Source organism: Bacteroides sp. An269 (genome assembly GCF_002159755.1).
Classification (GTDB): Bacteria; Bacteroidota; Bacteroidia; order Bacteroidales; family Bacteroidaceae; genus Phocaeicola; species Phocaeicola intestinalis.
The window spans coordinates 1-23368 of sequence record NZ_NFJG01000067.1 but is presented as its reverse complement, the minus strand read 5'-3'; the positions used below and the strand labels follow the sequence as shown (position 1 = coordinate 23368).

The 23368-nt window shown below is 46.3% G+C and carries 22 protein-coding genes; 4 read left to right on the top strand and 18 right to left on the bottom strand.

Annotation, left to right across the window (positions count from 1 at the left end):
* Window positions 1-93: 93 nt before the first annotated feature.
* The 5 genes from B5F71_RS12545 to B5F71_RS12525 all read right to left on the bottom strand — a co-directional run bounded on the left by B5F71_RS12545 (window position 94) and on the right by B5F71_RS12525 (window position 6224).
* Window positions 94-684, bottom strand: a complete 591-nt coding sequence (locus tag B5F71_RS12545; protein WP_087210849.1) for a phospholipase D-like domain-containing protein — start codon at window positions 682-684, stop codon at window positions 94-96.
* Window positions 685-1035: 351 nt separating this feature from the next.
* The gene (locus B5F71_RS12540) at window positions 1036-2031 is read right to left on the bottom strand and encodes a Fic family protein (RefSeq protein ID WP_087210846.1); all 996 of its coding nucleotides are present in this window, start codon (window positions 2029-2031) and stop codon (window positions 1036-1038) included.
* Window positions 2015-3583, bottom strand: coding sequence for a class I SAM-dependent DNA methyltransferase (locus B5F71_RS12535; RefSeq protein ID WP_087210842.1), 1569 nt, complete (start codon window positions 3581-3583; stop codon window positions 2015-2017). Before B5F71_RS12535 ends, B5F71_RS12540 begins: the two co-directional genes overlap by 17 nt.
* 292 nt (window positions 3584-3875) lie before the next feature.
* Window positions 3876-4184, bottom strand: coding sequence for a RhuM family protein (gene rhuM, locus B5F71_RS12530; protein ID WP_022039747.1), 309 nt, complete (start codon window positions 4182-4184; stop codon window positions 3876-3878).
* 30 nt (window positions 4185-4214) lie between these two features.
* Window positions 4215-6224, bottom strand: coding sequence for an AAA family ATPase (locus tag B5F71_RS12525; RefSeq protein ID WP_087210839.1), 2010 nt, complete (start codon window positions 6222-6224; stop codon window positions 4215-4217).
* Window positions 6225-6649: 425 nt separating this feature from the next.
* Between B5F71_RS12525 and B5F71_RS12515 the strand changes: the two genes are divergently transcribed.
* Genes B5F71_RS12515 through B5F71_RS12500 form a run of 4 tightly spaced genes read left to right on the top strand, consistent with a single transcriptional unit; the run spans window position 6650 to window position 9472 of the window.
* Window positions 6650-7489 (top strand): ABC transporter ATP-binding protein, encoded by an 840-nt coding sequence (locus B5F71_RS12515; RefSeq protein ID WP_087210833.1) that lies wholly within the window; start codon window positions 6650-6652, stop codon window positions 7487-7489.
* Between the two features lie 10 nt (window positions 7490-7499).
* Window positions 7500-8294 carry a hypothetical protein gene (locus B5F71_RS12510; RefSeq protein WP_143269900.1) on the top strand — a complete coding sequence of 265 codons (795 nt, stop codon included), beginning with the start codon at window positions 7500-7502 and terminating at the stop codon, window positions 8292-8294.
* A 3-nt stretch (window positions 8295-8297) separates the two neighbouring features.
* Window positions 8298-8681 carry a GntR family transcriptional regulator gene (locus tag B5F71_RS12505; protein WP_087210827.1) on the top strand — a complete coding sequence of 128 codons (384 nt, stop codon included), beginning with the start codon at window positions 8298-8300 and terminating at the stop codon, window positions 8679-8681.
* The gene (locus B5F71_RS12500; RefSeq protein WP_087210823.1) at window positions 8678-9472 is read left to right on the top strand and encodes a hypothetical protein; all 795 of its coding nucleotides are present in this window, start codon (window positions 8678-8680) and stop codon (window positions 9470-9472) included. The genes B5F71_RS12505 and B5F71_RS12500 overlap by 4 nt, the downstream gene beginning before the upstream one ends.
* A gap of 15 nt (window positions 9473-9487) precedes the next feature.
* On the opposite strand, the gene B5F71_RS12495 is transcribed toward B5F71_RS12500, so the two are convergent.
* From B5F71_RS12495 to B5F71_RS12440, 13 genes are all read right to left on the bottom strand, one after another.
* Complete coding sequence (locus B5F71_RS12495) at window positions 9488-10240, bottom strand: MBL fold metallo-hydrolase (RefSeq protein ID WP_087210820.1); 753 nt, start codon at window positions 10238-10240, stop codon at window positions 9488-9490.
* A gap of 10 nt (window positions 10241-10250) precedes the next feature.
* Entirely contained in the window at window positions 10251-11117 is an 867-nt protein-coding gene (locus B5F71_RS12490; protein WP_087210817.1) for an AraC family transcriptional regulator, read from the bottom strand.
* An 884-nt stretch (window positions 11118-12001) separates the two neighbouring features.
* Window positions 12002-12904, bottom strand: coding sequence for a tRNA (adenosine(37)-N6)-dimethylallyltransferase MiaA (gene miaA / locus B5F71_RS12485; protein ID WP_087210814.1), 903 nt, complete (start codon window positions 12902-12904; stop codon window positions 12002-12004).
* Between the two features lie 84 nt (window positions 12905-12988).
* Window positions 12989-13543 carry a hypothetical protein gene (locus B5F71_RS12480; RefSeq protein WP_022039758.1) on the bottom strand — a complete coding sequence of 185 codons (555 nt, stop codon included), beginning with the start codon at window positions 13541-13543 and terminating at the stop codon, window positions 12989-12991.
* 48 nt (window positions 13544-13591) lie between these two features.
* The gene (gene lpxA, locus B5F71_RS12475; RefSeq protein ID WP_087210811.1) at window positions 13592-14359 is read right to left on the bottom strand and encodes an acyl-ACP--UDP-N-acetylglucosamine O-acyltransferase; all 768 of its coding nucleotides are present in this window, start codon (window positions 14357-14359) and stop codon (window positions 13592-13594) included.
* 1 nt (window position 14360) lies between these two features.
* A complete protein-coding gene (locus B5F71_RS12470) occupies window positions 14361-15746 on the bottom strand; it encodes a bifunctional UDP-3-O-[3-hydroxymyristoyl] N-acetylglucosamine deacetylase/3-hydroxyacyl-ACP dehydratase (RefSeq protein WP_087210808.1) in 1386 nt (461 codons plus the stop codon).
* Between the two features lie 5 nt (window positions 15747-15751).
* On the bottom strand, window positions 15752-16792 hold the full coding sequence (lpxD, locus tag B5F71_RS12465) for a UDP-3-O-(3-hydroxymyristoyl)glucosamine N-acyltransferase (protein WP_087210805.1): 1041 nt from the start codon (window positions 16790-16792) through the stop codon (window positions 15752-15754).
* Window positions 16793-17143: 351 nt separating this feature from the next.
* Window positions 17144-17974 (bottom strand): orotidine-5'-phosphate decarboxylase, encoded by an 831-nt coding sequence (gene pyrF, locus B5F71_RS12460; RefSeq protein ID WP_022039762.1) that lies wholly within the window; start codon window positions 17972-17974, stop codon window positions 17144-17146.
* A 24-nt stretch (window positions 17975-17998) separates the two neighbouring features.
* Complete coding sequence (locus tag B5F71_RS12455) at window positions 17999-19678, bottom strand: DUF4153 domain-containing protein (protein WP_241148605.1); 1680 nt, start codon at window positions 19676-19678, stop codon at window positions 17999-18001.
* A 60-nt stretch (window positions 19679-19738) separates the two neighbouring features.
* Window positions 19739-20851, bottom strand: coding sequence for a peptide chain release factor 1 (gene prfA, locus B5F71_RS12450; RefSeq protein WP_087210800.1), 1113 nt, complete (start codon window positions 20849-20851; stop codon window positions 19739-19741).
* A gap of 5 nt (window positions 20852-20856) precedes the next feature.
* The gene (locus B5F71_RS12445) at window positions 20857-21618 is read right to left on the bottom strand and encodes a Fic family protein (RefSeq protein ID WP_087210797.1); all 762 of its coding nucleotides are present in this window, start codon (window positions 21616-21618) and stop codon (window positions 20857-20859) included.
* 52 nt (window positions 21619-21670) lie between these two features.
* Window positions 21671-21964 (bottom strand): hypothetical protein, encoded by a 294-nt coding sequence (locus B5F71_RS19875; protein ID WP_143269899.1) that lies wholly within the window; start codon window positions 21962-21964, stop codon window positions 21671-21673.
* Window position 21965: 1 nt separating this feature from the next.
* Entirely contained in the window at window positions 21966-23135 is a 1170-nt protein-coding gene (locus tag B5F71_RS12440) for an AIR synthase-related protein (RefSeq protein ID WP_087210794.1), read from the bottom strand.
* Window positions 23136-23368: the final 233 nt, after the last annotated feature.

Sequence of the window (23368 nt, the reverse complement as noted above, 5' to 3'; positions counted from 1 at the left end):
TGCCGGATGACCCGAAGCCCGGCTTCCACCGCCTTCCTCCGCCCTTTCCGCTACGCTCCAAGGACGGAGGAAGGCGGTGGCGGAGTTGCACTTCTAACTTGACGGTGGGAAAATCTTTTGCGCATCTATGTAAGACTGTTTATCATTGAAACGCGCATTGATTTCTACCCTACCCGCTAAGCCTTGATAAGAAAGATTGCTTGAACCGGTAATGACACATCCGGGTTGCTCACCGCCTTCATTGATTTCGTCTCTATATTCAAACAAATACATCTTGGCATGACAAGGATCTTCCGTTTTTCGGATTTCTAATGAGCCGTCTTTTATCTTATGGAGAAAAATGGCAAATGACTCCAGTTGTTCTGCTCCATCCAAAAAGTCCGTATCGTTGAACAATCGTATAAACTGGTTAAAGAAGTCTTCCCTGATTTGTCCACGCGATTGTATTGTCCGTGCGAATGAATCGACTTCGCGGACATACTTCGTGATTTGTGTATCTATATCAAGTCCTACCAGAATGCGAATTTGTTTATCTGCCAAATTTTCTGCCAGTAACTTATAGCCGGAAAAATAGAAATATCCCACTAAAATGTCTGTTGAGGCTGTTTTAGGTAATATTCCATTCATTATATCCGACAACAGTTTTTCCTGATTGGTTATAAAGCTGTTTTGTTCAACCGTCATTGATGTTTGCTAATTATCCGTTTCTTAAATCTATGATTGACACTTAGCTGTGTCCCCTACAAAAGTAAGCATAATAAACGGAAAAATACAGCTTTCTTGAAAAAGAAATACAGTTAATCGTTCTTGTTCATTAGGTGCATCACGGCTTTCTCTATTATGTCTCTTTTCTTCTACAGACGGATAAACGTTTTAGAAGTGGTCATGAAGAAGCGTATAAGTTGGGATATGATTTCGATAAAGCTATCTGAATTGATAAACACATATAGCTGCGTTGTATGCACGATTAGTAATCGTAATTTGAACGGAGTAATGTGAATGAAGCGTATTAGTTATCTTTTATGCCTGAAGCAGTTAATTGTTTTTGTTTATCAGGTTTACTACGACCTTTACCATTACATCCTTTTCTTCCGTACGGCTTTCGGCAATCATCAGTGTGAGGGCGACAAGGGTGTTGTCGGCGATGCGCTTTGTGCCGTCCGGATTATAGAGGATACCGTTGCCTGCCATAAACCATAAGAAGAGCGTTGCGGCAATGCGCTTGTTGCCATCGCTGAACGAATGATTCTTTGTGACGAGGTAGAGCAACATGGCGGCTTTTTCTTCTACCGACGGATAGAGGTCTTGTCCGCCGAATGTCTGGTATATCTGTCCGATGGAACTCTTGAACGAATCATCTTTTTCATGGGCGAACCATTGACTTCCGCCAAACTTGGCTTTCAGTTCTTCGATAGCTTGCATGGCTCCCTCATAGGTAGCGTGGAACTTGGCTTCGTTCGTGGTCTGCTCTACCGCCAACTGCTGATAATCGTACTTATCCAACGTATCGAGGGCATAAGCATAGTCGGAAACCACTTCTACCAGATTGAGGGCATCATCGGAAGTCAATGCCTCTCGTGCCTTGACCGTCCTGCCCAAGACGGCGACTAACTGTTTCAGTTCCGTGTAGCGTTGTTCCGTCAAAGCCTTATTGACGGCATAACCTTTCACCAGATATTCTTTCAGCACTTTGTTAGCCCACCGACGGAATTCAACACCATTTTTAGACTTCACACGATACCCCACGGATATAATTACATCCAGATTATAGAAGTTCACATCATGAGTTTGGCTTTTTCCAGCTATAGCACCGTGTTGAGTGGTTGTCGCAAATTTTGCGACAACCACTTCGTCAGCCAATTCTTCACGAATAGCGTTGTCGATATGTTTTCGAATGGTCTTAGAATCCCTTCCGAATAACTCCGCCATTTGGCTAACATTCAACCAAACCGTTTCTTTGTCTACCTTAACATCTAATCGCGTTTCTCCATCGGCAGAACGATAGATGGCTATTTTATTCTTCAAGTCCATATCCCAACTCTTTAAAGAGGTTCAACAGTTCCTTTTTGCTTTCATCTTCCTTACGAAGCAGTTCTTGCATCTCACTTTGCAGTTGCGTCATCTTCGTATCGAAGTCGATGCCCTCATCCCGGTTCTTGAACTCGATGTATTTGCTGGGCACGAGCGACCACCCTTTTGCTTCGATTTCTTCAAGCGTAGCGGAATAGCAGTATTCGGGTACGTTGCGATAAGTCTGTTCATGACCTTCGCGTTGCCAGTTATGAAAGTTTTCGGCTATTTGCGCAATCTGTTCCCCAGAGAATTGGATGTATTTCTTCTCGAACGGTTCACCCCATTGACGCAAGTCAATAAACAAAACCTCATTCTCCCGGTTGCGGTAGTTCACCAATTCACCGTTCTGTTCTACCGTACGGGCTTTGCGGTTACCCGCCAATATCCAGAGAGTAACGCTGATGTCCGTAGAGTAGAACATATTACGGGGAAGGATTACAATGGCTTCCACCAAATGGTTCTTTAATAGTTGGCGACGTATGTTCAACTCTGTACCATCGCCGCTCAACGCACCGTTGGCAAGTAGAAAGCCTGCCATACCATTGGCAGACAATTTGGAAACGATGTTCAGAATCCATCCATAGTTGGCGTTACTTGTAGGCGGAACTTCATATCCGTGCCAACACGGGTCGTTGGTCAGTTCGTTTTCTGCCCGCCATGCCTTCTGATTGAAAGGCGGATTTGCCATGATGAAGTCCGCTTTCAAGTCCTTGTGTTGGTCGTCATGGAACGTATCGGCAGCCTTTTCGCCTAAGTTGCAGGCAATACCACGGATGGCAAGATTCATCTTCGCCAACTTATACGTAGTATTAGTGTATTCTTGTCCATATACGGAAATATCTTTCTTGTTGCCGTGGTGTGCTTCAATGAATTTCATGCTCTGCACGAACATGCCGCCGGAACCGCAACAAGGGTCGTAAATCTTGCCCCGGTAAGGTTGTATCATTTCTGCTATCAGGTTGACAATCGTTTTGGGCGTATAATACTCCCCTTTACCTTTTCCTTCGGCTATGGCAAACTTGCCCAAGAAATACTCATAGACGCGACCTATCAAATCGTGTTCCTTGTCTTTCTGTGTATCAATCTTGCCGATGACATCCAACAGGCTTGCCAATTTGGTACGGTCAAGCCCCAAGCCAGAATAATAATTACTTGGCAAAGCTCCTTTCAGTGTCGGGTTGTCTTTCTCCACCTGAGCCAAAGCCGCATCTATCTTGATGGCAATGTCGTTCTGTTTGGCATTTTCTATCAAATAGTCCCAGCGGCTTATTTCGTTTAAATAGAAAACATTCTTGGCGTTATAGAATACAGCCTGTTCGACAAATGCTTCTTTGCCGTCTGCTATCAGTTCGTTGCGGCGTTCCACAAAACGGTCGTAGGCATATTTCAGGAATATCAGACTCAATACCACATGCTTGTATTCCGAAGGTTCAACCGACCCACGTAGTTTATTCGCCGAATCCCAAAGGGTTTCTTCTATGCTCTTTTCTTTCAGCTGTTTCTTTGCCATGTTATTATGTCATTATAAATCATTTTTTTATTTGTTTCTTAAATCTACACTTGACACTTAGCTGTGTTCAACAAAAATAAGCATAATAAACGGAAAAATACAACCTTCTTGAAAAAGAAATGCAGTTAATTGTTTTTGGTCATTAAGTTCATCACTGCTTTCATGTCTTTTATATCGTGCGTTGTATCATGTGTTCCATTAAAATGCACAATTTCATACTGTTCAACGTATCGAGGGCATAGGTATAGTCGGAAACCACTTTCACCAGATACTCTTTCAAAATTCGATTCACTCATATACGAAACTGCGTGCCGCGCTGGCTTTTTACACGATAGCCTACGGAAATGATAACATCAAGAGAATAAAAAGCGACCGGCTGCTTCACTCCATCAACACGCAAAAAATGCGTGTTGTTCTTTTTCTCCAACTCATTTTCAGAAAATACATTATTGATGTGCTTTCTTATGGTCTTTTCATCTCTTTCGAATAATGCTGCCATTTGATTGGCAGATAACCATACGGTATCATTTCCCAATTTCACATCAATGGATGTCTTTCCATCTTTCGTCTGGTAAATTACAATTTTATCACTCAAGTTCATAGCTTGATCTTTTTATAGGGGTTAACAATTTTATTTCTTCTTCTTTTTCCGTATTTCTTCCGCCAGCCGGTAATGTATCGCCGCTTCTATCTCTTTGCCGGCTTGCGAAAGGGCATCGGCGAAACATTCTTGAGCACCGGCGTGCTGGGGTTTTAGCGAGGTTGCTTTGTCCAGGTCGGTCATGGCACCCTCGATGTCGCCTGTGTGCAGGCGCAGTTTGCCCCGATTGTATACGGCTTTGAACTCGTTGGGGCGTAGCTTGACGGCTTGGTTCAGACATTCGCGTGCTTCGTTTATCCGGTTGGCATTGAAAAGCGTGACGCCTTTGCGCACCCAGGCATCGACGTATTCGGGGTACAGTTCGATGGCTTTGTCGTAGTTTGCCAGGGCGGCACGCGTGTCGTGGGCTTGGGTGATGCATTCGTTTCCCATCAGGTAATATTCTTCGGCATATTTTTGCAGGCTTTTCTTCGATTTCCGCATTTCTTCTTTCAGGCGGAGGTTTTCTGCCTTTAACCGGTTGATGATGCCTAACTTTTTGCGGATAAAGCGTTGTTGCAAGGGCTTTTCGATGTCGTAGCGGGCATGGATGGCCTTGAAGAAATGGTCGAGGCAAGTTTCGAAGTCACCTTTGTCGAATGCCTTGACGGCAGCGGTATATTCGATGTCGGCTTGCGCCTGCTTCATGGCACGCTCGATGGCTTGCTGGTCGTTGAAATGGTGGGCGAAGGAAACGATTTCGGGACGCACGAAGATGTCGGCACGACTTATTTCCCGCTTCAGGCAGATGCCGTCCAGTGAGGTACACCGGCTTAATGCCACGTAGGTTTGTCCTCCGGCAAATACTCCTCCGGTAAAGTCTATAATGGCGCGGCTGAAGGTCAGTCCCTGGCTTTTGTGTACCGTTATTGCCCAGGCAAGCCGGATGGGATATTGCGTGAAGGTGCCCAGTTCTTCCTCTTCTATCTTATTCTCTTCTTCGTTATACCGGTAGCGGATGTTGCTCCAGCTTTCGCGGCGCACGTCGAGTTCTTTTCCTTCTTCGGTGGTTACGTAAAGGATACCTTCGGCATCGATGCCTGAAAGGATGCCGATGGTGCCGTTTACCCATCGTTTCTCCGGGTCGTTCTTGATGAAGATGACTTGTGCACCGGGTTTCACGGTCAGTTCCATCAGTGTGGGGAGGCTACTTTCGGGAAATTCGCCATGGATTTCACCTTTCAGCGTGACAGCATCGCCGGGCAGAGCGGCAAGGCGTTGTTCGTTGATGAAGTCTACGTTGTCGCGCCGGGTAGCCAATGTGATGTAAAGGTCGTTCTCGCCCGAGTCCAGTGGCGCCTGATAACGGGTGTTGAGCAGTTGTAAGTCGGCAGAGCCGACGGTATTGGTGCGGATGTGGTCGAGCACGTTGACAAATACGCGGTCGGTCTGCCTGTAGACCTTGGTCAGCTCTACCGATACCAGTTCCATTTGCTGGAACACCCGTGCCGAGAAGAAATAGGGGTTGGGGTAGAAACGGTTGATGATTTCGCGCTCGTCGTTTTTCACTACCGGTTCCAGCTGATACACATCGCCCACCAGCAGCAGCTGTTTGCCTCCGAAAGGTTCGCGCATGTTTTGTGAGTATACACGCAATACCTTGTCGATGAAGTCGATGATGTCGGCGCGCACCATCGAAATCTCATCGATGATGACCAGTTCGATGTTCTTTATCAGCTTGCGCCGGTCGGCGGTATATTTCAGGAAGCTTTGCAGTTTGTTTCCTCTTAGGCTGAAGTTGGGGTCATCGGGCAACAACGGATGGAAAGGCAGCTTGAAGAAACTGTGCAGGGTGCTGCCTCCGGCATTGATGGCGGCGATGCCTGTAGGAGCCAGCACTACGTATTTCTTTTTGGTGGTCTGGCAGATGTATTTCAGGAAGGTAGACTTACCTGTTCCTGCTTTTCCCGTAAGGAATACGGATTGGCGGGTATACTGGATGAGTTTCAATGCATTTTGGAACTCGGCGTTGGCGGTATCTATTGTGGTGTGTCCGGTCATGGCAGCATTTTCTTGTTCGGGTTTCCTTTTCTGGCAAAGGTACGAAAAGCGGAAGAAATATAAAAGTATACTCAGGAAAGACCTTCTTGAAGTTGGTTGTTTTTTGTCAGTCAATAGGATTGTAAAACGAATATAACTTCGATGGCAGTTTCATATATACTGAAACTGCAGATGAATATATACTTCATCGGCAAAGTAAGTATATATTCGTTTCTCCAGATGCTATATGACTTTTTGTTGACCCTATATTGGCAAGTGGAAGAATATGATTTTTTTTGCCGGAGGGCTTGCATGTTTCACGATAAATACATACTTTTGTAGTGTATTAGTTGAGTAGTACACTATGATGCACTAATTATCAGACAAAGATTTCTGTCGAGGGCCCTGACGGGAAATTTGGCTGAGGATAAAAACACTGATAGATTATGTTGGAAATAAAGAATCTTTCGTTTAATTATGGCAGGCGCAAAAAAGAGGTGCTGAGCCATTTTTCTCTTTCGCTTCGGCAAGGGGGAATCTACGGGTTATTAGGGAAGAACGGAACCGGAAAATCTACTTTACTTGCTTTGATAAGCGGACTGCTTACCCCTTGTCAGGGAGAGATAATATATAAAGGTAAGGATGTGCGCCGCCGTTTGCCCGATACGTTGTGCGACTTGTTTTTAGTGCCCGAAGAGTTTGAATTGCCTTCGCTCACATTGGCACGTTACATAAAGTTGAACAGCTGCTTTTATCCCCGGTTCAGTACAGAAGACATGAGGCGCTATCTCGACCTTTTCGAACTGGATGCCGACCTTAATTTGGGAACCCTTTCGATGGGGCAGAAGAAGAAGGTGTTTATGAGTTTTGCACTGGCGGCAAATACTTCTTTGCTGTTGATGGACGAACCTACGAATGGGTTGGATATTCCCGGCAAGAGTCAGTTCCGTAAACTGATAGCTTCGGGAATGAGTGATGAGAAGTGTGTGGTAATTTCTACGCACCAGGTGCGTGATATAGACCGTATGCTCGATCATGTGGTGATTATTGACGGAAGTCGTGTGTTGCTCGACCAGTCGGTGGCGGATATCTGCCGTACTTTTGTTTTCCGGGAGAGCAGTAGCCGCGAACTGGTGGGGCAGGCACTTTATGCTTTGCCTTCGGTAGAGGGGAACAGTCTGATACTGCCTAATGCTGGTGGTGAAGAGACTGAAATCAATTTGGAACTTTTGTTTGGAGCCGTGCTTGCCGAACCCGACAAAATAGCGGCGATGTTTCATGCTTAAAAAGAAAAAGATGAGGACAAATCAGTTTTTTGATGTGCGGCGGTTTGGGATGATGTGCCGCAGGGAGTTACTGGAACCGTGGAAAACACATTTGCTCCGGTTTGTAGCTTGTTATGCCGTATTGGCAGTTATACTGGTAGGATATGGAATGGAGACGTACAACCATTTGTCGTCTGGCACTCCTTTGGAATACAGTCATGCTTTGATGCAGTTTTTTATGGTGATTTTTTATGTGATGGGGATGCTGTTTGCTTCTTCTTTTATGGAGCGGATGAAGACAAAGACAGGCCGTATTGCTTTTCTGATAACTCCGGCTTCGGCTTTCGAGAAGTATCTTTCGCGCTGGTTGCTGGTGACGGTGGTTTTTATCGTTGCATTTGCAATAGCGTTCGGGCTTGCCGACCTGACGAAAGTGTTGGTTTGCAGGATGTTGTACAGCAATGTGGCAGAGCAGATAACCTTTGTTCCCTGGAGTGAAGTGTTTACTCATCCTTATGCTGGCTGGAGGCTGGGCGTAGTGGCAAGTAGTTTCTGCTTTTTACAGTCGTTGTTCGTGTTGGGCAGTGTGATTTGGCCCAAGAATGCGTGGATCAAGACATGTGCTGCCTTGATTGTCATCTTGTTGTTGCATGTGCAGGCAGTTATGGTAGTTTATCAGGTAAGAGGCAGTTTTCACCGCGGATTTTATCTGACGGACGAGGATATGAATTGTCTGGTTATCGGAGTAGGGATTGTCTGGGCAGTGTTCAACTGGACGTTGGCTTATTTTCGGTTTAAAGAGTCGGAAATCATTAATCGCTGGTAACTTATGGATTTTAAGGAAAGTAAAGCCATTTATCTGCAGATTGCCGACCGTATTTGTGATGAAATTCTTCTCGGCGTATATCCCGAAGAAGGGCGTATCCCTTCTGTGCGCGAATATGCGGGCATGGTGGAAGTGAATGCCAATACGGTGGTGCGCTCGTTCGACTACCTGCAGCAGCAGGGCATTATCTACAACAAGCGGGGCATCGGTTATTTTGTGGCTGCAGGTGCCCATCGGGTGATATACGACCTGCGCAAAGAACATTTCTTGCAAGAGGAGTGTGGATATTTTTTTAAACAATGTGTCATGTTGCATATTTCGGCGGATGAACTTGCCGGAATGTACCAGGACTTTATAACTGAATCAGAAAAAAACAAAAGTATATGAAACGTACTACCTATATCATGATAGCCTTGTTGGTAGCAGGATTGTTGCTGACAAGTGGGTTTGCCTTTTATTTGACTCTTGAAACTCCTTCTCCCGAACGGATGGAATTGGGCGAATCGGGTATGGAACAAGTCCGTCCTTTGCCGGTTTGTAAATCGGTTAGGCTGGTACTGGAGGAAATCGGAGAGCGTCCTGTTGTTATGCCGTTGGAAATATGTCCGGCCGATTCGGCAGGCGGCAGTCTTTCGTATGTTTCAGGTATGGAAAACTGTATGAAGGTTGAAGTACTGGAAGACAGTACATTGTTGCTCAGTTTCAACTTTTCTGAGGATAGCTTTCCGGCTGCGCTTGCATCTGCGTCTGATGGAAGGGTGTATACGCTTTCTTCCATGCGTCTGAAGCTTCCCGATGCGGTAAAGGCTGTAAGTATCGATATGCCATGTGCAGACGTTTCATTCAGAGGTATCGGGCGGGACACTTTTTCCATCCGGACGCAAAGTCCGACGAAACTGGAAGAGTGTACGTTTGATATGCTTTCGGTATCGGGTAATGGACTGGAACTGAGAAGCGGCCGCGCCGAGCATCTGCATGTAAATTTGGATGAAACTTACAACTGGCAGGTTCATGTAGGGGCATTTCATATCGGTACAGAGCATCTCTTTGGTAGTAACAGTCATACTTGTGTGTGGCAAAAAGGTGAAAGCAAGGAGCTGTTATGGGAACCGAAGACAGACTATGCCAAGCTGAATGTGATGCTGGAAGAGGCAAGCCGGATAGTGAAAGAGGAATGAAAGATATTGTCCTCCTTACACTTCCTTGTTTTCCCCTTCCTGCTGGATGCACCAGAACTTAACGCCTTTGGCATCGGCAAATTCTTTCATCCGTCCTGCCGACTGGAATCCGCTGGCTACGAAATGCATAGGTACGAGCAATCCTACCTGGAAGCGGTCGATGAACTGGCGGGCTCCTCGTGTATAGCCGTTCCCGATACGTCCGTCTATGGGAAACATTACGAGATCGAAGCCGGCGGTAAGCTTGCGGATGTCTTTCAGTTCGCCCAAGTATTGTTTTTCTTCTTTCTCCGGGTTGATTTCCATACCAAATTCGGGGCTGTATATGGTTCCGCCTGTATAGTCATCGGTCAGGAAGCGGGCGTACCAGTTATTCAGATCGCCTGCGTGGAAGAGGGTTTTGCCTTCGGTGCGCACTATCCACGACACACCGCTATCGTTGCTTCCGGTAGCGGTGACATGGATATGTCTGTCTTGCCAGCTTCCTCCTTTGGCAAGCCAGGCATCGGCTTCGTCACGTCTGGCTCTACGGTGTTTCAAGATATCTTTCGAAAGGAGATAAGTGATGTCCGGTTTTATTGATTTCCAAGTGAAGATGTCGCGGTTGAAATGGTCTTCGTGGAAATGGCTGGCAAACACGTACATTGGTTTGTTGCATTTCAGCAATCCGTCGATAACATGTGCCGGATCCAGCCAATAGTCGAAGACCAGCATGCAATTTTCGGTTTCTAAGGCAAATCCGCTATGGAAAATGTAGGTTAGTTTCATATATCTTTTGTTATCTTCTATATTTGTTTCGATACTCGGCAGGCGTGATGCCGTATTCTTTCTTGAAACAGCGGTTGAAATAGGGGATGTCGGCAAACCCTACTGAATAAGCTATTTCGGAGATGTTTTGGTCAGTACGGTTGAGCAATGTGGTTGCCATCTGCAGACGGAAATGGTTGAGATATACCGTAAACGGTTCGTTGGTGGACTTTTTGAAGAACAGGCAAAAGGCGTTTTTGTTCATGGCAATGTAGTCTGCTATTTCGTCCAGTGTAATTTTCCGGTGGTAGTTTTCGATGATATATCTGTAGACGGTCTGCAGGCGCTGTTTGTTTTTATGAATGGGCATGCCATTGAAGGCATGATGGCCGATGTATCTGCTGTAGCCTGGGCGGAAAGCAAGTGCAAGGATTTGCAACAATCCTAAAAGTCGTTGTTGTTCGTTGTAATTGTCGAAATCCAGCAGGATGTGACGTATTTCTTTCGCTCCTTCCCCTTGTATCGACAAACATTGTTTCAGATTGGTGTAGAACGAGGCGATATCTTGAAATTCTTTGGCAAAGCTGGCAAGTCGGTTCAGAAAAGCTTGTGGAAACTGGATGAATGCCTCTTCTATCCTTTCGTCTGCCGGACACGCCAGTTTGTCGTATATCCAGCAATGGGGGATGTTGGCAGGTACGATGATGATGTCACCTTCCCGAAAGTTTTCGATGAAATCGTCCGTAATGCGTTGTCCTCCGCCTTTGATGACGAATCCGATTTCCAGTTCCGGATGCTGGTGATAGCCTATCGCACTTTTGTACCACGATGTACAACGGCGGTAGAAGAATGAGTTTTCTGTATTTTGCGCTACTTGTTCGTAAATGACATTGTTCATGGTTTTCTCCCGTTAGCTTTGCGAATATATACAATATTATGGGCAGGTGTATGCTAAAGGGGGGAAAATTTAGATACTTTTGTGAATATACGACAATAGTGCGTGTGTTTTGTTCAATTTTTTTGTAAAAATATCCATTACCTTTGCTATCATAAATTAATAGTTAAGGTTACATTGTCGGTCGGGATGTAGAGAGTACATGTACCGGCCGTTTTTTACCGCTTTAAAACGGAAAAAAGCGATTGCACAATGGTGTAACCGCTTTTTCGATTATTTACAAAAAGCCTTTCGGCATTTATCAGATTCTTTACTAAAAGCTTCTGCTTTTCGGGCTTTAGCTTAATTTGTTTTTTTACTTGCTGAGTTTGTCATTCAGCATTACATAACCCCAGATCATCGGATCTGCATTGGCAATCTTGTGAAAAATGTTTTTTACCTTTTTCATAATTGTTATCCTTTCTTTGTTTAGTTAATAATACCTGAAAACTTAATTACTTGTAATACCTAAATCTTGTTATCCTTTCAATCTCGGGCGAACCTCACGGCTGGCCTTTGATGTTTTTTTCTTTTCCAATCTTTACCTTAAAATTACTAGTTAGTTAAGTTCTAGAACTTGTTGTTCTTTAATTACACTGCAAAGATACGACCTTTTTTGATACAAAATATGTTTTATAGCATATATTTTTAGGTTTTGCTTGTTTTGTTGACCTATATCAAAAAAACGGTATGCCTGTAATATCTTTGTCATGCGATGTGAACAATTGTCAGTCGGAGGCTGACAACACGTCATGCCGTTCATTCTGCAACCGAATACTTGAGAAACTGTTTTGAGAAGCTGTTTTGAATTTCTCCAAAAAGTTTTTCTTGGCTTGATGTGTTCGTTTTCAAAACAGTTTCTTCTTGATGTATTGCATGATTTCTTCTTGTTGGTCGGGATGAAACCATTTGATGTCGGTGTCACGTTTGAACCACGTCATTTGCTTGCGTGAGTAGATACGCGAGTTTTGCTTGATTTTTTCAATAGCAAAAGGCAGTTCCCACTCTCCGTCGAAGTATTTGAAGAGTTCTTTATAGCCTACGGTATTGAGTGAGTTGAGGTGACGGTAAGGATAGACTTTGCGTGCTTCTTCCAATAATCCTTCTTCCATCATCTGGTCTACACGGTGGTTGATGCGTTCGTAAAGTTCTTCCCGGTCACGTGTTAAACCTATTTTCACGATGTTGAAGGGGCGTTTCTTGCACGTCCGGGTGCGAAAAGATGTGTAGGTCTTTCCTGTCATATAGCAGATTTCGAGAGCATGGATGACCCGTTTGGGGTTTTTGCGGTCTACTATTGCATAATATTCGGGGTCTAAGACTTTCAGTTCGGCACACAATTGCTCCAATCCTTCTTGTTCGTATCTTTCTATCATCAGTTGGCGTGTTTCGGCATCTACCGTGGGGATGTCATCGATACCTTTGCATACGGCATCGACATACATCATCGAGCCTCCGGTCAGCACCACCACATCGTGTGCTTTAAAAAGTTCGTCCAGTTTTTTGAGCGCATCTGCTTCGTACTGTGCCGCACTGTAATAATCGGTGAGTTGTAATGTGCCTACAAAATAATGAGGAACCCGTGCCAGTTGGTTGGGGGTAGGAGCTGCCGTACCTATTTTCAAATCGGCATAAAGTTGGCGGGAGTCTGCAGAGAGAATAGAAGTATGATAGGTTTCGGCGATGGACAGGCTTAATTCGGTTTTGCCTACGCCGGTAGGACCAATGAGGACGATAAGGGTCATAAAAATGAAGAATTAAAGAATGAAGAATGAAGAATGAGTAAGGTGTTCAACCGATTCTTCATTCTTATTTCTTCATTCTTCATTAAAAAATTAGTATTTATCTTCGTCGTATGGATTTCCTCCGCTTCCTATGTCATAGCCGTCGGGGTCGAAATCCTCCATGTCGTATTCCTGATCACCATAAAAGTTTTCGTCAAGGTCGAGCGATGAATCTGCTTTCATCTGTTCGTCGAAGTCTACGGTTTGTTTGGGTGGATTTCCTTCCTTGCGCGAACAAACTGCATGTTCCAAGTCCTTGCCGGTGATGATTTCCGACAGTTCGATAAAGAATACTCGTTCGGTCAGCGGGTCAAACACGTAAATCAGTTTTTGTTTTTCGTCTTCCAGCAATTCGCTCAGACGGGTATCTTTCATGACGAAAGTGTCTTCTTCCGAACTTCCTGTTCCCATATCTTCGAGGGTGATTTCGATTTCTTTTTCCCAGTCATCATCGCAGATAAAAAAGGAAGTCATCTGGTCGTTCTTGTAGTTTGTACATTTTAATATCGCTTCATGCAGGTCGTAGAATGAAGCATCTGAGTCAATTTTGATTTCTCTTAAGAAATCATCCACTTCATCTGATATGATTCTAAATTTGTATACCATAATTCTGTCGTTAATCTTAGATTGATGCGGTAAAGGTACAAAAATTTTTTATCGGATGATGCCTCTTTCCGAATTTTCGATAAAAGAAACGATGTATTCAATTTCGGGACTCATCGGGACTTCCTCTCTTACCTGTTGCAAGGCATCGGTCACGTTCTTTCCGTTATTGTAGATGATGCGGTAGGCGTTGTGGATATTTTCTATCAGTTCGTTCGAGAATCCGCGCCGGCGCAGGCCTACGATGTTGATGCCACTGTAGGCAATGGGTTCGCGTCCTGCGATAATATAAGGAGGGATGTCTTTGCTGAACCGGCATCCGCCCTGTATCATGACGTATCCTCCCACCCGGCAGAACTGGTGCATCAGTACGTTGGCGCTTACAATGGCATTGTCGTCGATGATGACTTCACCTGCCATTTTCGTGGAGTTTCCGATGATGCATCCGCTTCCGACATGGGTGTCGTGTGCCACATGTACGCCTTCCATGAGGAGGTTGTTGTTTCCTACGATGGTTTTCCCTTTGGCTGCGGTGCCCCGGTTGATAGTCACATTCTCGCGTATGGTGTTGTTGTCGCCTATTTCGGCTGTGGTCTCTTCTCCCCGGAATTTCAGGTCTTGCGGAATAGCTCCGATGACGGCTCCCGGAAAGATACGGTTGTTGTTGCCTATGCGTGAACCGTATAAGATGTTCGCATTAGGCATAATGGTATTGTTGTCGCCAATGACCACGTTCTTGTCGATGAATACAAAGGGACCGATTTCGACGTTTTCCCCTATGATTGCTTCGGGGTGTATGTATGCTAATGGACTGATCATGTTATTTGTTTTTTACTATTTGTGCCATAAATTCGGCTTCGCAAACGATTTTTTCTCCTACGAAGATATATCCTTTCATGGTAGAGATGCCGCGCCGAATCGGTGCCAGTAGTTCTACACGGAAGACAAGGGTATCGCCTGGCACTACTTTTTGGCGGAACTTCACATTGTCTATCTTCAGGAAGTAAGTGGAATATCTTTCCGGCTCTGCCAATGAATTGAGCACTAACAGGCCTCCCACTTGTGCCATGGCTTCTACTTGAAGCACACCCGGCATGACCGGCTCTTGTGGGAAATGCCCTTGGAAGAAAGGTTCGTTCGATGTGACATTCTTCACGCCTACGATGTGGTTGGCTCCGATAGCGATGACCTTATCCACCAATTGGAACGGATAGCGGTGAGGAAGGAGCTCGCGGATGCGGTTCACGTCCATCAAAGGCGGTTCGTTGCAATTATAGATAGGAGCCTGAATCTCGTGCAGGCGGATTTCCTTGCGCAATTGGCGTGCGAATTTATTGTTGATGGTATGTCCCGGACGGGTGGCGATGATGCGTCCCTTGATGGGTTTCCCGATTAGGGCAAGGTCGCCGATGATATCGAGCAGCTTATGGCGTGCTGGCTCGTTGGGCCATACCAAAGGGATGTGATTGATATATCCTAAATGGCTTGCGTCCATGTGCGGGACTCCCATGACATCCGCTAATTTATCGAAGTTTTCTTGGGTCATCTGCTTTTCGTAGATAACGATGGCATTGTCCAAATCTCCTCCCTTGATAAGCCCGGCATTCAGCAGAGGTTCGATTTCCCTCACGAATACGAAGGTGCGTGCCGATGCGATTTCGGTAGGGAATTCATCCATGTTCTCCAATGTGGCGTATTGGTTGGTCAGAATCTTGGAATCGTAAGAGATTAATACGTTTAAGCTGAATTTATCATCCGGCAAGACGATGATGGAAGACCCTGTTTCTTCATCGCGCACTTCGATTTTCGATTTGATGATGTAATAATCTTTCGGAGCGGTTTGTTCCTCAATGCCTACCCGCTGGATGCATTCTACGTATGCTTTCGAGCTTCCGTCTAAAATCGGAAGTTCGGGACCGTTTACCTGAATCAGGCAATTATCGATACCGGCTGCATAGAGGGCAGCCATGGCGTGCTCTACGGTACTTACTTTTACCCCGTTCTTAGCCAAAACAGTACCACGTGTGGTGTCTACCACATTATCCGCTATGGCATCGATGATGGGCTGGTCGTCCAGGTCGATGCGTTGGATTTTATATCCGTGGTGTTCGGGGGCAGGATTGAATGTCACGGTCAGCTTGACTCCGGTATGGAGACCCTTACCGTTCAGTGTAAAACTGCCTTTTAATGTTTTTTGTTTCAACATGGGCTTTATTTATTAAGTTGTTTCTTCAATTCTTCCAGTTCTTTTTGCATGCGTCTCATGTCTTCGTACATGTCGGGCAACTTCTTGTATATAACAGCTGAACGCGCAAAAAGTTTCGGGTCGATGGCGGGATATCCCATCAGGGTGCTGCCCGACTTGGTATTGCCCGGTATGCCCGATTGGGCTCCGATAGTCACGCGGTCGCCCACTTTGATATGTCCGGCTACACCTACTTGTCCGGCAAATACGCACCATTCGCCTATCTTGGCGGAACCTGCCACGCCTCCTTGCGAAGCCATCACCGTGTGGCTTCCTATCTCTACATTGTGGGCAATCTGAATCAGGTTGTCCAGCTTTACGCCCTTATGGATGATGGTGGCGCCCATCGTGGCACGGTCTACGCACGTATTGGCACCGATTTCCACATTGTCCTCAATAACGACGATACCGATTTGGGGAATCTTGTCATAGCCTTCGGCGGAGGGGGCAAACCCGAATCCGTCCGCACCGATGACACATCCGGCATGCAGGATGCAATTGTTTCCCACCCGGCAATCCTGATAAATCGTGACATGGGGATAGAGCGTTGTGTTATTTCCTATTTTGGCATGGCTTCCTACGGTCGCATGCGGGTGGATGCAAGCGTTGTCTCCTATCTCCGCACCTTCTTCGATGCAGGCAAAGGGACCGATATAGACATCTTTCCCGATTTTAGCGGTCGGAGCAATGGATGCCAGCGGGTCGATGCCCGTCTTTTTCGGCTTGCTTTGTTCGTATAAAGTCAGGAGTTGAGCCAGGCTTTCGTATGCGTTGTCTACTTTAATCAAGGTTGCACTTACCGGTTGTTCCGGTTCGAAATCTTTATTGACCAGTACAATCGTTGATTGGGTTGTATATATGTAATGTGTATATTTCGGGTTTGAAAGAAAAGAAATGGCACCCGGCACGCCTTCTTCTATCTTGGCGAATGTATGTACGGTTGCATTCTCATTCCCTACTATTTCTCCGTGGATATATTCCGCAATTTGTTTAGCTGAAAACTCCATAACTTATCGTATCTTTTGGTTTTTCTATTAGTGTCTTTTAGTACGCTCCTTGTTTAATTATGCAAATTACGTATTTTTTTTTTATATAACCGTGCAAAATGTCAATTATTTATCTTTTTAGTGGTCTAAAACTGGTTAACCGATGTTTTTTTTGCTTTAGTCCTGCGGAACACGGCAGGTCTCGGAGGCGTATGCAACCGCTTGCGCATGCCGGTGCAAACGCTTGAGTCGGGGGATGCAGACGCTTGAGTGAGCCGATGCAAGTACATGCGTTTCGAGATGCATAAGCCCTCTCATTGTACCGCACGGGGCAGGTGCAATGAGAGGATGCGTGAGCCGGTTTACTCCTTATTATATTATATGGGCGGCTTTCAATTGTTCCGCCATTTGTTTCTGAACCTTTTCGGCTTCATTCTTGGCGGCTTGGGCGAAGGCTTCGCTCTTGTCGGCATAGATGATGGCACGGCTGGAGTTGACGATAAGTCCGCATTCGGGAGTCATGCCGTAGCGGCACACTTCTTCCAGCGAGCCTCCTTGTGCACCGATGCCCGGAACAAGCAGGAAATGGTTGGGTACAATCTTTCGGATGTCTTCGAACATTTTACCTTGGGTAGCACCCACCACATACATCATGTTCTGGTCGTTTGCCCATTCTTGTGACTTACGCAAGACTTTCTCGAAAAGCCGTTCACCTTCCTTGTCCTCCGTCAGCTGAAAATCGTGCGAACCTTTGTTCGAGGTCAGCGCCAGCAGGATGACCCATTTCTTTTCATAAGTAAGGAAGGGGGTCACACTGTCCTCACCCATGTAAGGAGCCACGGTCACGGCATCAATATCCAGTTCTTCGAAGAAGGTGCGGGCATACATGGCGGAGGTGTTTCCGATGTCACCACGTTTGGCATCGGCGATGATGAACTGGTCGGGATAGTTCTTCTTGATGTATTCCACGGTCTTTTCGAAGGCTATCCAGCCTTTTACGCCCATGCTTTCGTAGAAAGCCAGGTTGGGTTTATAGGCGATGCAATAGGGGGCTGTAGCGTCTATGATGGCTTTGTTGAACGCGAAAATCGGGTCTTCTTCCTTCAACAGGTGTTCAGGGATTTTCTTGATGTCGGTGTCCAGTCCTACGCAGAGGAAGGATTGTTTGCGTTTGATGTTCTCTAAAAGTTGTTGTTTGTTCATGTTGTGATTAAGTTTAGAGTTATTTTATTTTATAAATAAATATCCGTTGAAACTTAGATACGTATCATCAGGCTCTTGCTCGCTGTAGTTCAATGAGAAACGGGTCAGAATGAAGGATTTCTCTGGTGAACTGCATCGGAGGACGGTTGGAGGCATTGGCTCTGTTTCGTACTGATTCAGCTCTTTTAGGATACTGAGGTCGAAGTAGAGGGTGTCGTTTGTCCCTTCTATCAATACGGGCAATGTTCCGTTTTTCCACCATGTTTCGGGCAATGCGTTGTCTGTGCCGGAGATTTGTTGTTCGATAGCCGTCAGTTTGTTGTATCCTTGCGGTATATTGACAGAAACTGGCGAAGACGTTTGTCCTCGGTAGGAATGGGATTCCGGTTCGGTTTCGGGTAATGTATAGAGTGAAACGTTTGAGGCAACCAGGTCCTGCAAGCTTTCCCATCCGAACCAGTCGCGCATGTAGCGGATACGGTTGTTCAGGTTTGCTGCCTGCGCATGGGGCATTTCTTTCAGGCAGGTTTCGTAGATGTCTTTCGATAAGGGAAGCGGGTGTGTGGTGGCCTGTTTCAGGCTGGTTTCGATGTCCTTGTGTATTTTGTTGCGGGTGATGCTGGCATAATTGACCGGAAGTATCGATACCAGCAAGAAAATGCATGCAAACGATATTGGAATCCAACTGATACGCCGAGCCCGGTTGGTTAGCAGGCCGATGCATACCAGATAGCACCAGAGGTTGAATGTGAGCAGGTAAAGGCGGTTGATGGTGATGCCATAATCCTGCAGGCGGCGTCCGATGCTGACCGTCATCAGTATCAGCAGTGGCAGTGCCAATATGGGTAACCAGCGTGCAATCAGCCGGTCTGCCCGTTTCTCTTTTTCCATGCGTGCAGGATAAAGTCCGAACTCGATGATGATGCATCCTCCCATCATGATGGTCACGAGCCACGACACCCATCCGATAGGCAATTCCCAATTTGCGAGTATGTTGCCTGCATAGATGTACAATACAATCATGTAACCTATTTCCAATGGAAGAAACAGGTAATGGATGATGCTATTGAGGAATGCGTTGGGCAACGGGCGGTCGTTATGTTTTTCTTTCCCTTGGGGTAAAAGTCCCAGGAAGAGGAATAAGGCAAGGCATACGTTGCACAAGGTGAGAATGTAAAGGTAACATTTGTAGCTTACGTCTATGCCGAACAATGTATGAAGGGATAATATCAGCAAGCTGATGCCTCCACTCATGATGCTCCCGATAACCAGCGAAGTGGCTAGTGCGCCAATGCTGGATGTGGCAAAGTTCCAACTGGGAATGTCATTTTTTGCTTGGGTGAATGAGAGAAAAAATACCGATAGTCCCAATGCAAAAAGAGCCGCTGCATGGGCAATGCCGATTTCTGTAAGCGAACGTTCGGGCGAGAGGGAATACAAGAACCATGTGTCAGCAATGAGTAATGCATGCATGGTTATTTGTATCATCCATTTGCGTGAGTTTCGCTTGACCTCTTCACACCACAGATGCAAGGTGAGTGATAAAAGGGTGCCTGTAGAGAGATAATATCCTGTTACCCAAAATAATTTTTCATCACCTTTTGCTTCAATCGAAATAAGATGAAAGAGGTATAAGGTCAAGGCAAGAACAAACACTACCGTGACGGGGAAACGCTTCAAGGTCGTTTGAAACGTTCCGCCCATAGTTTGTAGTGCTTGTCGGAGCCATTGTCGGTTCATTGTTCTGGATAAATATAGATAAAGTTATAGTTCGCTTTCTTTCAGTCTTTCGGCGTTCTCCGCCACTATCAGGTGGTCGATACAATCTTGGATGTCACCGTCCATAAAGGCGGCAAGGTTGTAGATGGTATAATTGATGCGGTGGTCGGTGATGCGTCCCTGCGGGTAATTGTAGGTACGGATTTTTGCCGAACGGTCGCCGGTGCTTACCATGGTCTTGCGCTTCGAGGCAATATCGTCGATGTATTTCTGGTGTTCCTTGTCATATATAAAGGTACGCAGGCGTGCGAGCGCGCGCTCCTTATTTTTAGGCTGGTCGCGTGTCTCGGTACATTCTATCAGGATTTCTTCTACCACGCCCGTATTGGGGTTTTTCCAGTTATAGCGCAGGCGTACGCCCGATTCCACTTTGTTCACGTTCTGGCCTCCGGCACCGCTGCTTCGGAACGTATCCCATTTGATTTCGCCTTCATTGATTTCCACATCAAAGGGTTCGGCTTCAGGCAATACGGCTACAGATGCCGCCGAGGTATGTACGCGTCCTTGTGTTTCGGTTGCAGGTACACGCTGTACGCGGTGTACGCCCGATTCGTATTTCAGTGTTCCGTAGACTTTTTCTCCCATGACGGAACAGATGATTTCCTTGAATCCGCCCGATGCGCCTTCGCTGGCACTCGATACTTCCAGCTTCCAACCTTTGCGCTCGCAATATTTCGAATACATGCGGAAAAGGTCTCCGGCGAAGATGGCGGCTTCGTCCCCTCCGGTTCCTCCACGGATTTCGAGGATGGCATTACGTTCGTCTTGCGGGTCGGCAGGGATGAGCAGAAGCTTGATTTCCTCTTCCAGTTCCGGTATGCGTGCTTCGCATGCGGCGGCTTCCTCGCGTGCCATTTCCTTCATTTCGGGGTCGCTTTCGTTCATCATCGCTTTGGCTTCCTCCAGCCCGGCAAGGCATTGCATGTATTCCTTGCGTGCCTTCATCAGGTCGCCCAGCTCTTTGTATTCCTTGGTGAGCTTCACGTAGCGTTTCTGGTCGGCAATGACGGACGGGTCGGTTATCAGGGTCGATACTTCTTCAAACCGTGCCACCAGTCCGTCCAGTTTTTCTAATAATGTATTGTTATTCTCTGACATATAAATTAACCTTCAATCAAATTGATGTATGTTTGTAAAGCTTCTATCTCTTTTTCTTCTACCAGTTGGCGGAAAAGAGCCGGATTCTTGTCTACATGCGATGCTTCAAGCGCCTGATAATATGCCAGTTTGCTTTCGGCATCTCCTTTTAGTAACACAAATACATAGCCGTGGCGCAACAGGTAAAGGTTCATCAGCAAACGCGAAGTCCGTCCGTTTCCGTCTATAAAAGGATGGATGCGTACCAACTCGTCATGCAGATAGGCGGCAATGTCTACCGGATGCACGCCTTGGGCTTCCATTTCATGGAAACGGAGCAGGAAGTCTTCCATTTGCTTTTCTATCAAATAAGGTTGGGGAGGAACGTGCCGGCTTCCTGAAATCAGTACAGGCACTGTGCGGTAACGTCCTGCGTTTTGCCGGTCGATACCTCGCAAGATAAGTGCATGAATCTGGAGGATGACACGTTCGGTCAGAGGTTCTTCTTTTTGCGCCAGTTCTTTGATAAATGCGATGGCTTCTTGATGGTTGATGGCTTCCAAGTGTTCGCGCATACTTTTTCCGCTTATCGTGAGCCCTTCTTCTACCACAAGTGCGGTTTCCTGCAAGGTCAACGTATTGCCTTCTATCCGGTTGCTTTCGTAGGTATATTCTATGTCGAGGGCTTCCCTTATTTTTTCCAATGCTTCTTTGGGAAGGGGGCGCAACGAGCCTAAACGTGATTTCATCGCATCCAGTTTCGCTAATAATGTATTGTTCTCTGACATCATAATAGGATTTTATCTCTGTTTCTTTTTTCGGGTTGGCACGTGTCGTGCATTATTCCCAAAGCTTTCTTGAAAAGTCTATTTGCCGGAAGACGATACCCCAACAGATGAGCCACCATACTATGCAGAACAGCAGCTCTTGGAACATTTTTTCCGAGAACGTGTGGTTCATGATGAGGGCAATGCAGGTCAGGGTAGAATCTATGGCTACGATGACACACGCCACGCTGATTAAAATAAAATATCCTCTCCGCACACATTGGTTTACACTGGCTAAACCTTTCCAATGGCTGACAAGGAATGCGGAGAGTATGATAATCAAACAGACTAACCGGATGTATGCCATATCAATACTTGAACTCCCCGAACTCACTCCGGATAATCAGTTCCTTATGGTCGCTCTCCTCGATGCGTCCTACTACTTGTGCGTCGATGTTGAACGATTTCGAGATGGCGATGACTTCTTCGGCGTGTTCGGGCGAGAGGTAAACCTCCAGACGGTGTCCCATGTTGAATACCTTGTACATTTCGTCCCAATCTGTTCCGCTCTGTTCCTTGATGGTGCGGAAGAGGGGAGGAACGGGGAAGAGGTTGTCTTTGATTACCCGGCAATTGTCGCCTACGAAGTGGAGCACCTTCGTCTGTGCGCCTCCCGAGCAATGCACCATGCCGTGGATGTGCGGACGCAGGGCATCGAGCAGCTTCTTGACTACCGGCGCATACGTGCGGGTAGGAGAGAGCACCAGCTTTCCAGCATCGATGGGCGAGCCTTCTACCGGGTCGGTCAGCTTCAGGTTTCCGCTGTATACCAGGTCTTCGGGCACGGCGTGGTCGTAGCTTTCAGGATATTTCTCCGCCAGGTATTTGGCGAACACATCGTGGCGTGCCGAGGTCAGCCCGTTGCTTCCCATGCCGCCGTTGTATTCTTTTTCATACGTGGCTTGTCCGTAGGAGGCAAGTCCTACGATGACATCGCCCGGGCGGATATTGGCATTGTCTATCACGTCGGCACGCTTCATGCGGCAGGTCACGGTAGAGTCTACGATGATGGTGCGCACCAGGTCGCCCACATCGGCGGTTTCGCCTCCTGTGGCATATACGCCTACACCCATGTCACGCAATTCAGCGAGCAATTCATCCGTACCGTTGATGATGGCGGAAATCACTTCGCCCGGTACCAATAGTTTGTTTCGTCCGATAGTGGAAGATACCAGGATATTGTCGACCGCTCCCACGCAAAGCAGGTCGTCAATGTTCATAATCAGTGCGTCTTGCGCGATGCCTTTCCAAACCGACAAGTCGCCGGTCTCTTTCCAGTACAGGTATGCCAATGACGATTTGGTGCCTGCTCCGTCGGCGTGCATGATGTTGCAATATTCAGGGTCACCGCCCAAGATGTCGGGTATGATTTTGCAGAATGCTTTCGGGAAGATACCTTTATCGATGTTCTTGATGGCGTTGTGCACATCTTCTTTCGATGCCGACACGCCGCGTTGCATATATCGTTGGTTGCTCATAAGAATTTATGTTATGAATTATTGATTTACAAATGTTATAATATTGATTTGCAAAAATAGTGAATATTTCGGAGAATAGGAAACGCAAAGCGTAAAAACGATGCCGGTAAGCAACTATTCATAATTTGGGCAGAGTCAACCAGCGAGTGCAACATTACGAAATATTTTTGAAAAAGACCTCAGCCGGAGTCAAGAAATTGAGTTTTTCTCTCGGTCTGGCATTAATTTTCTTC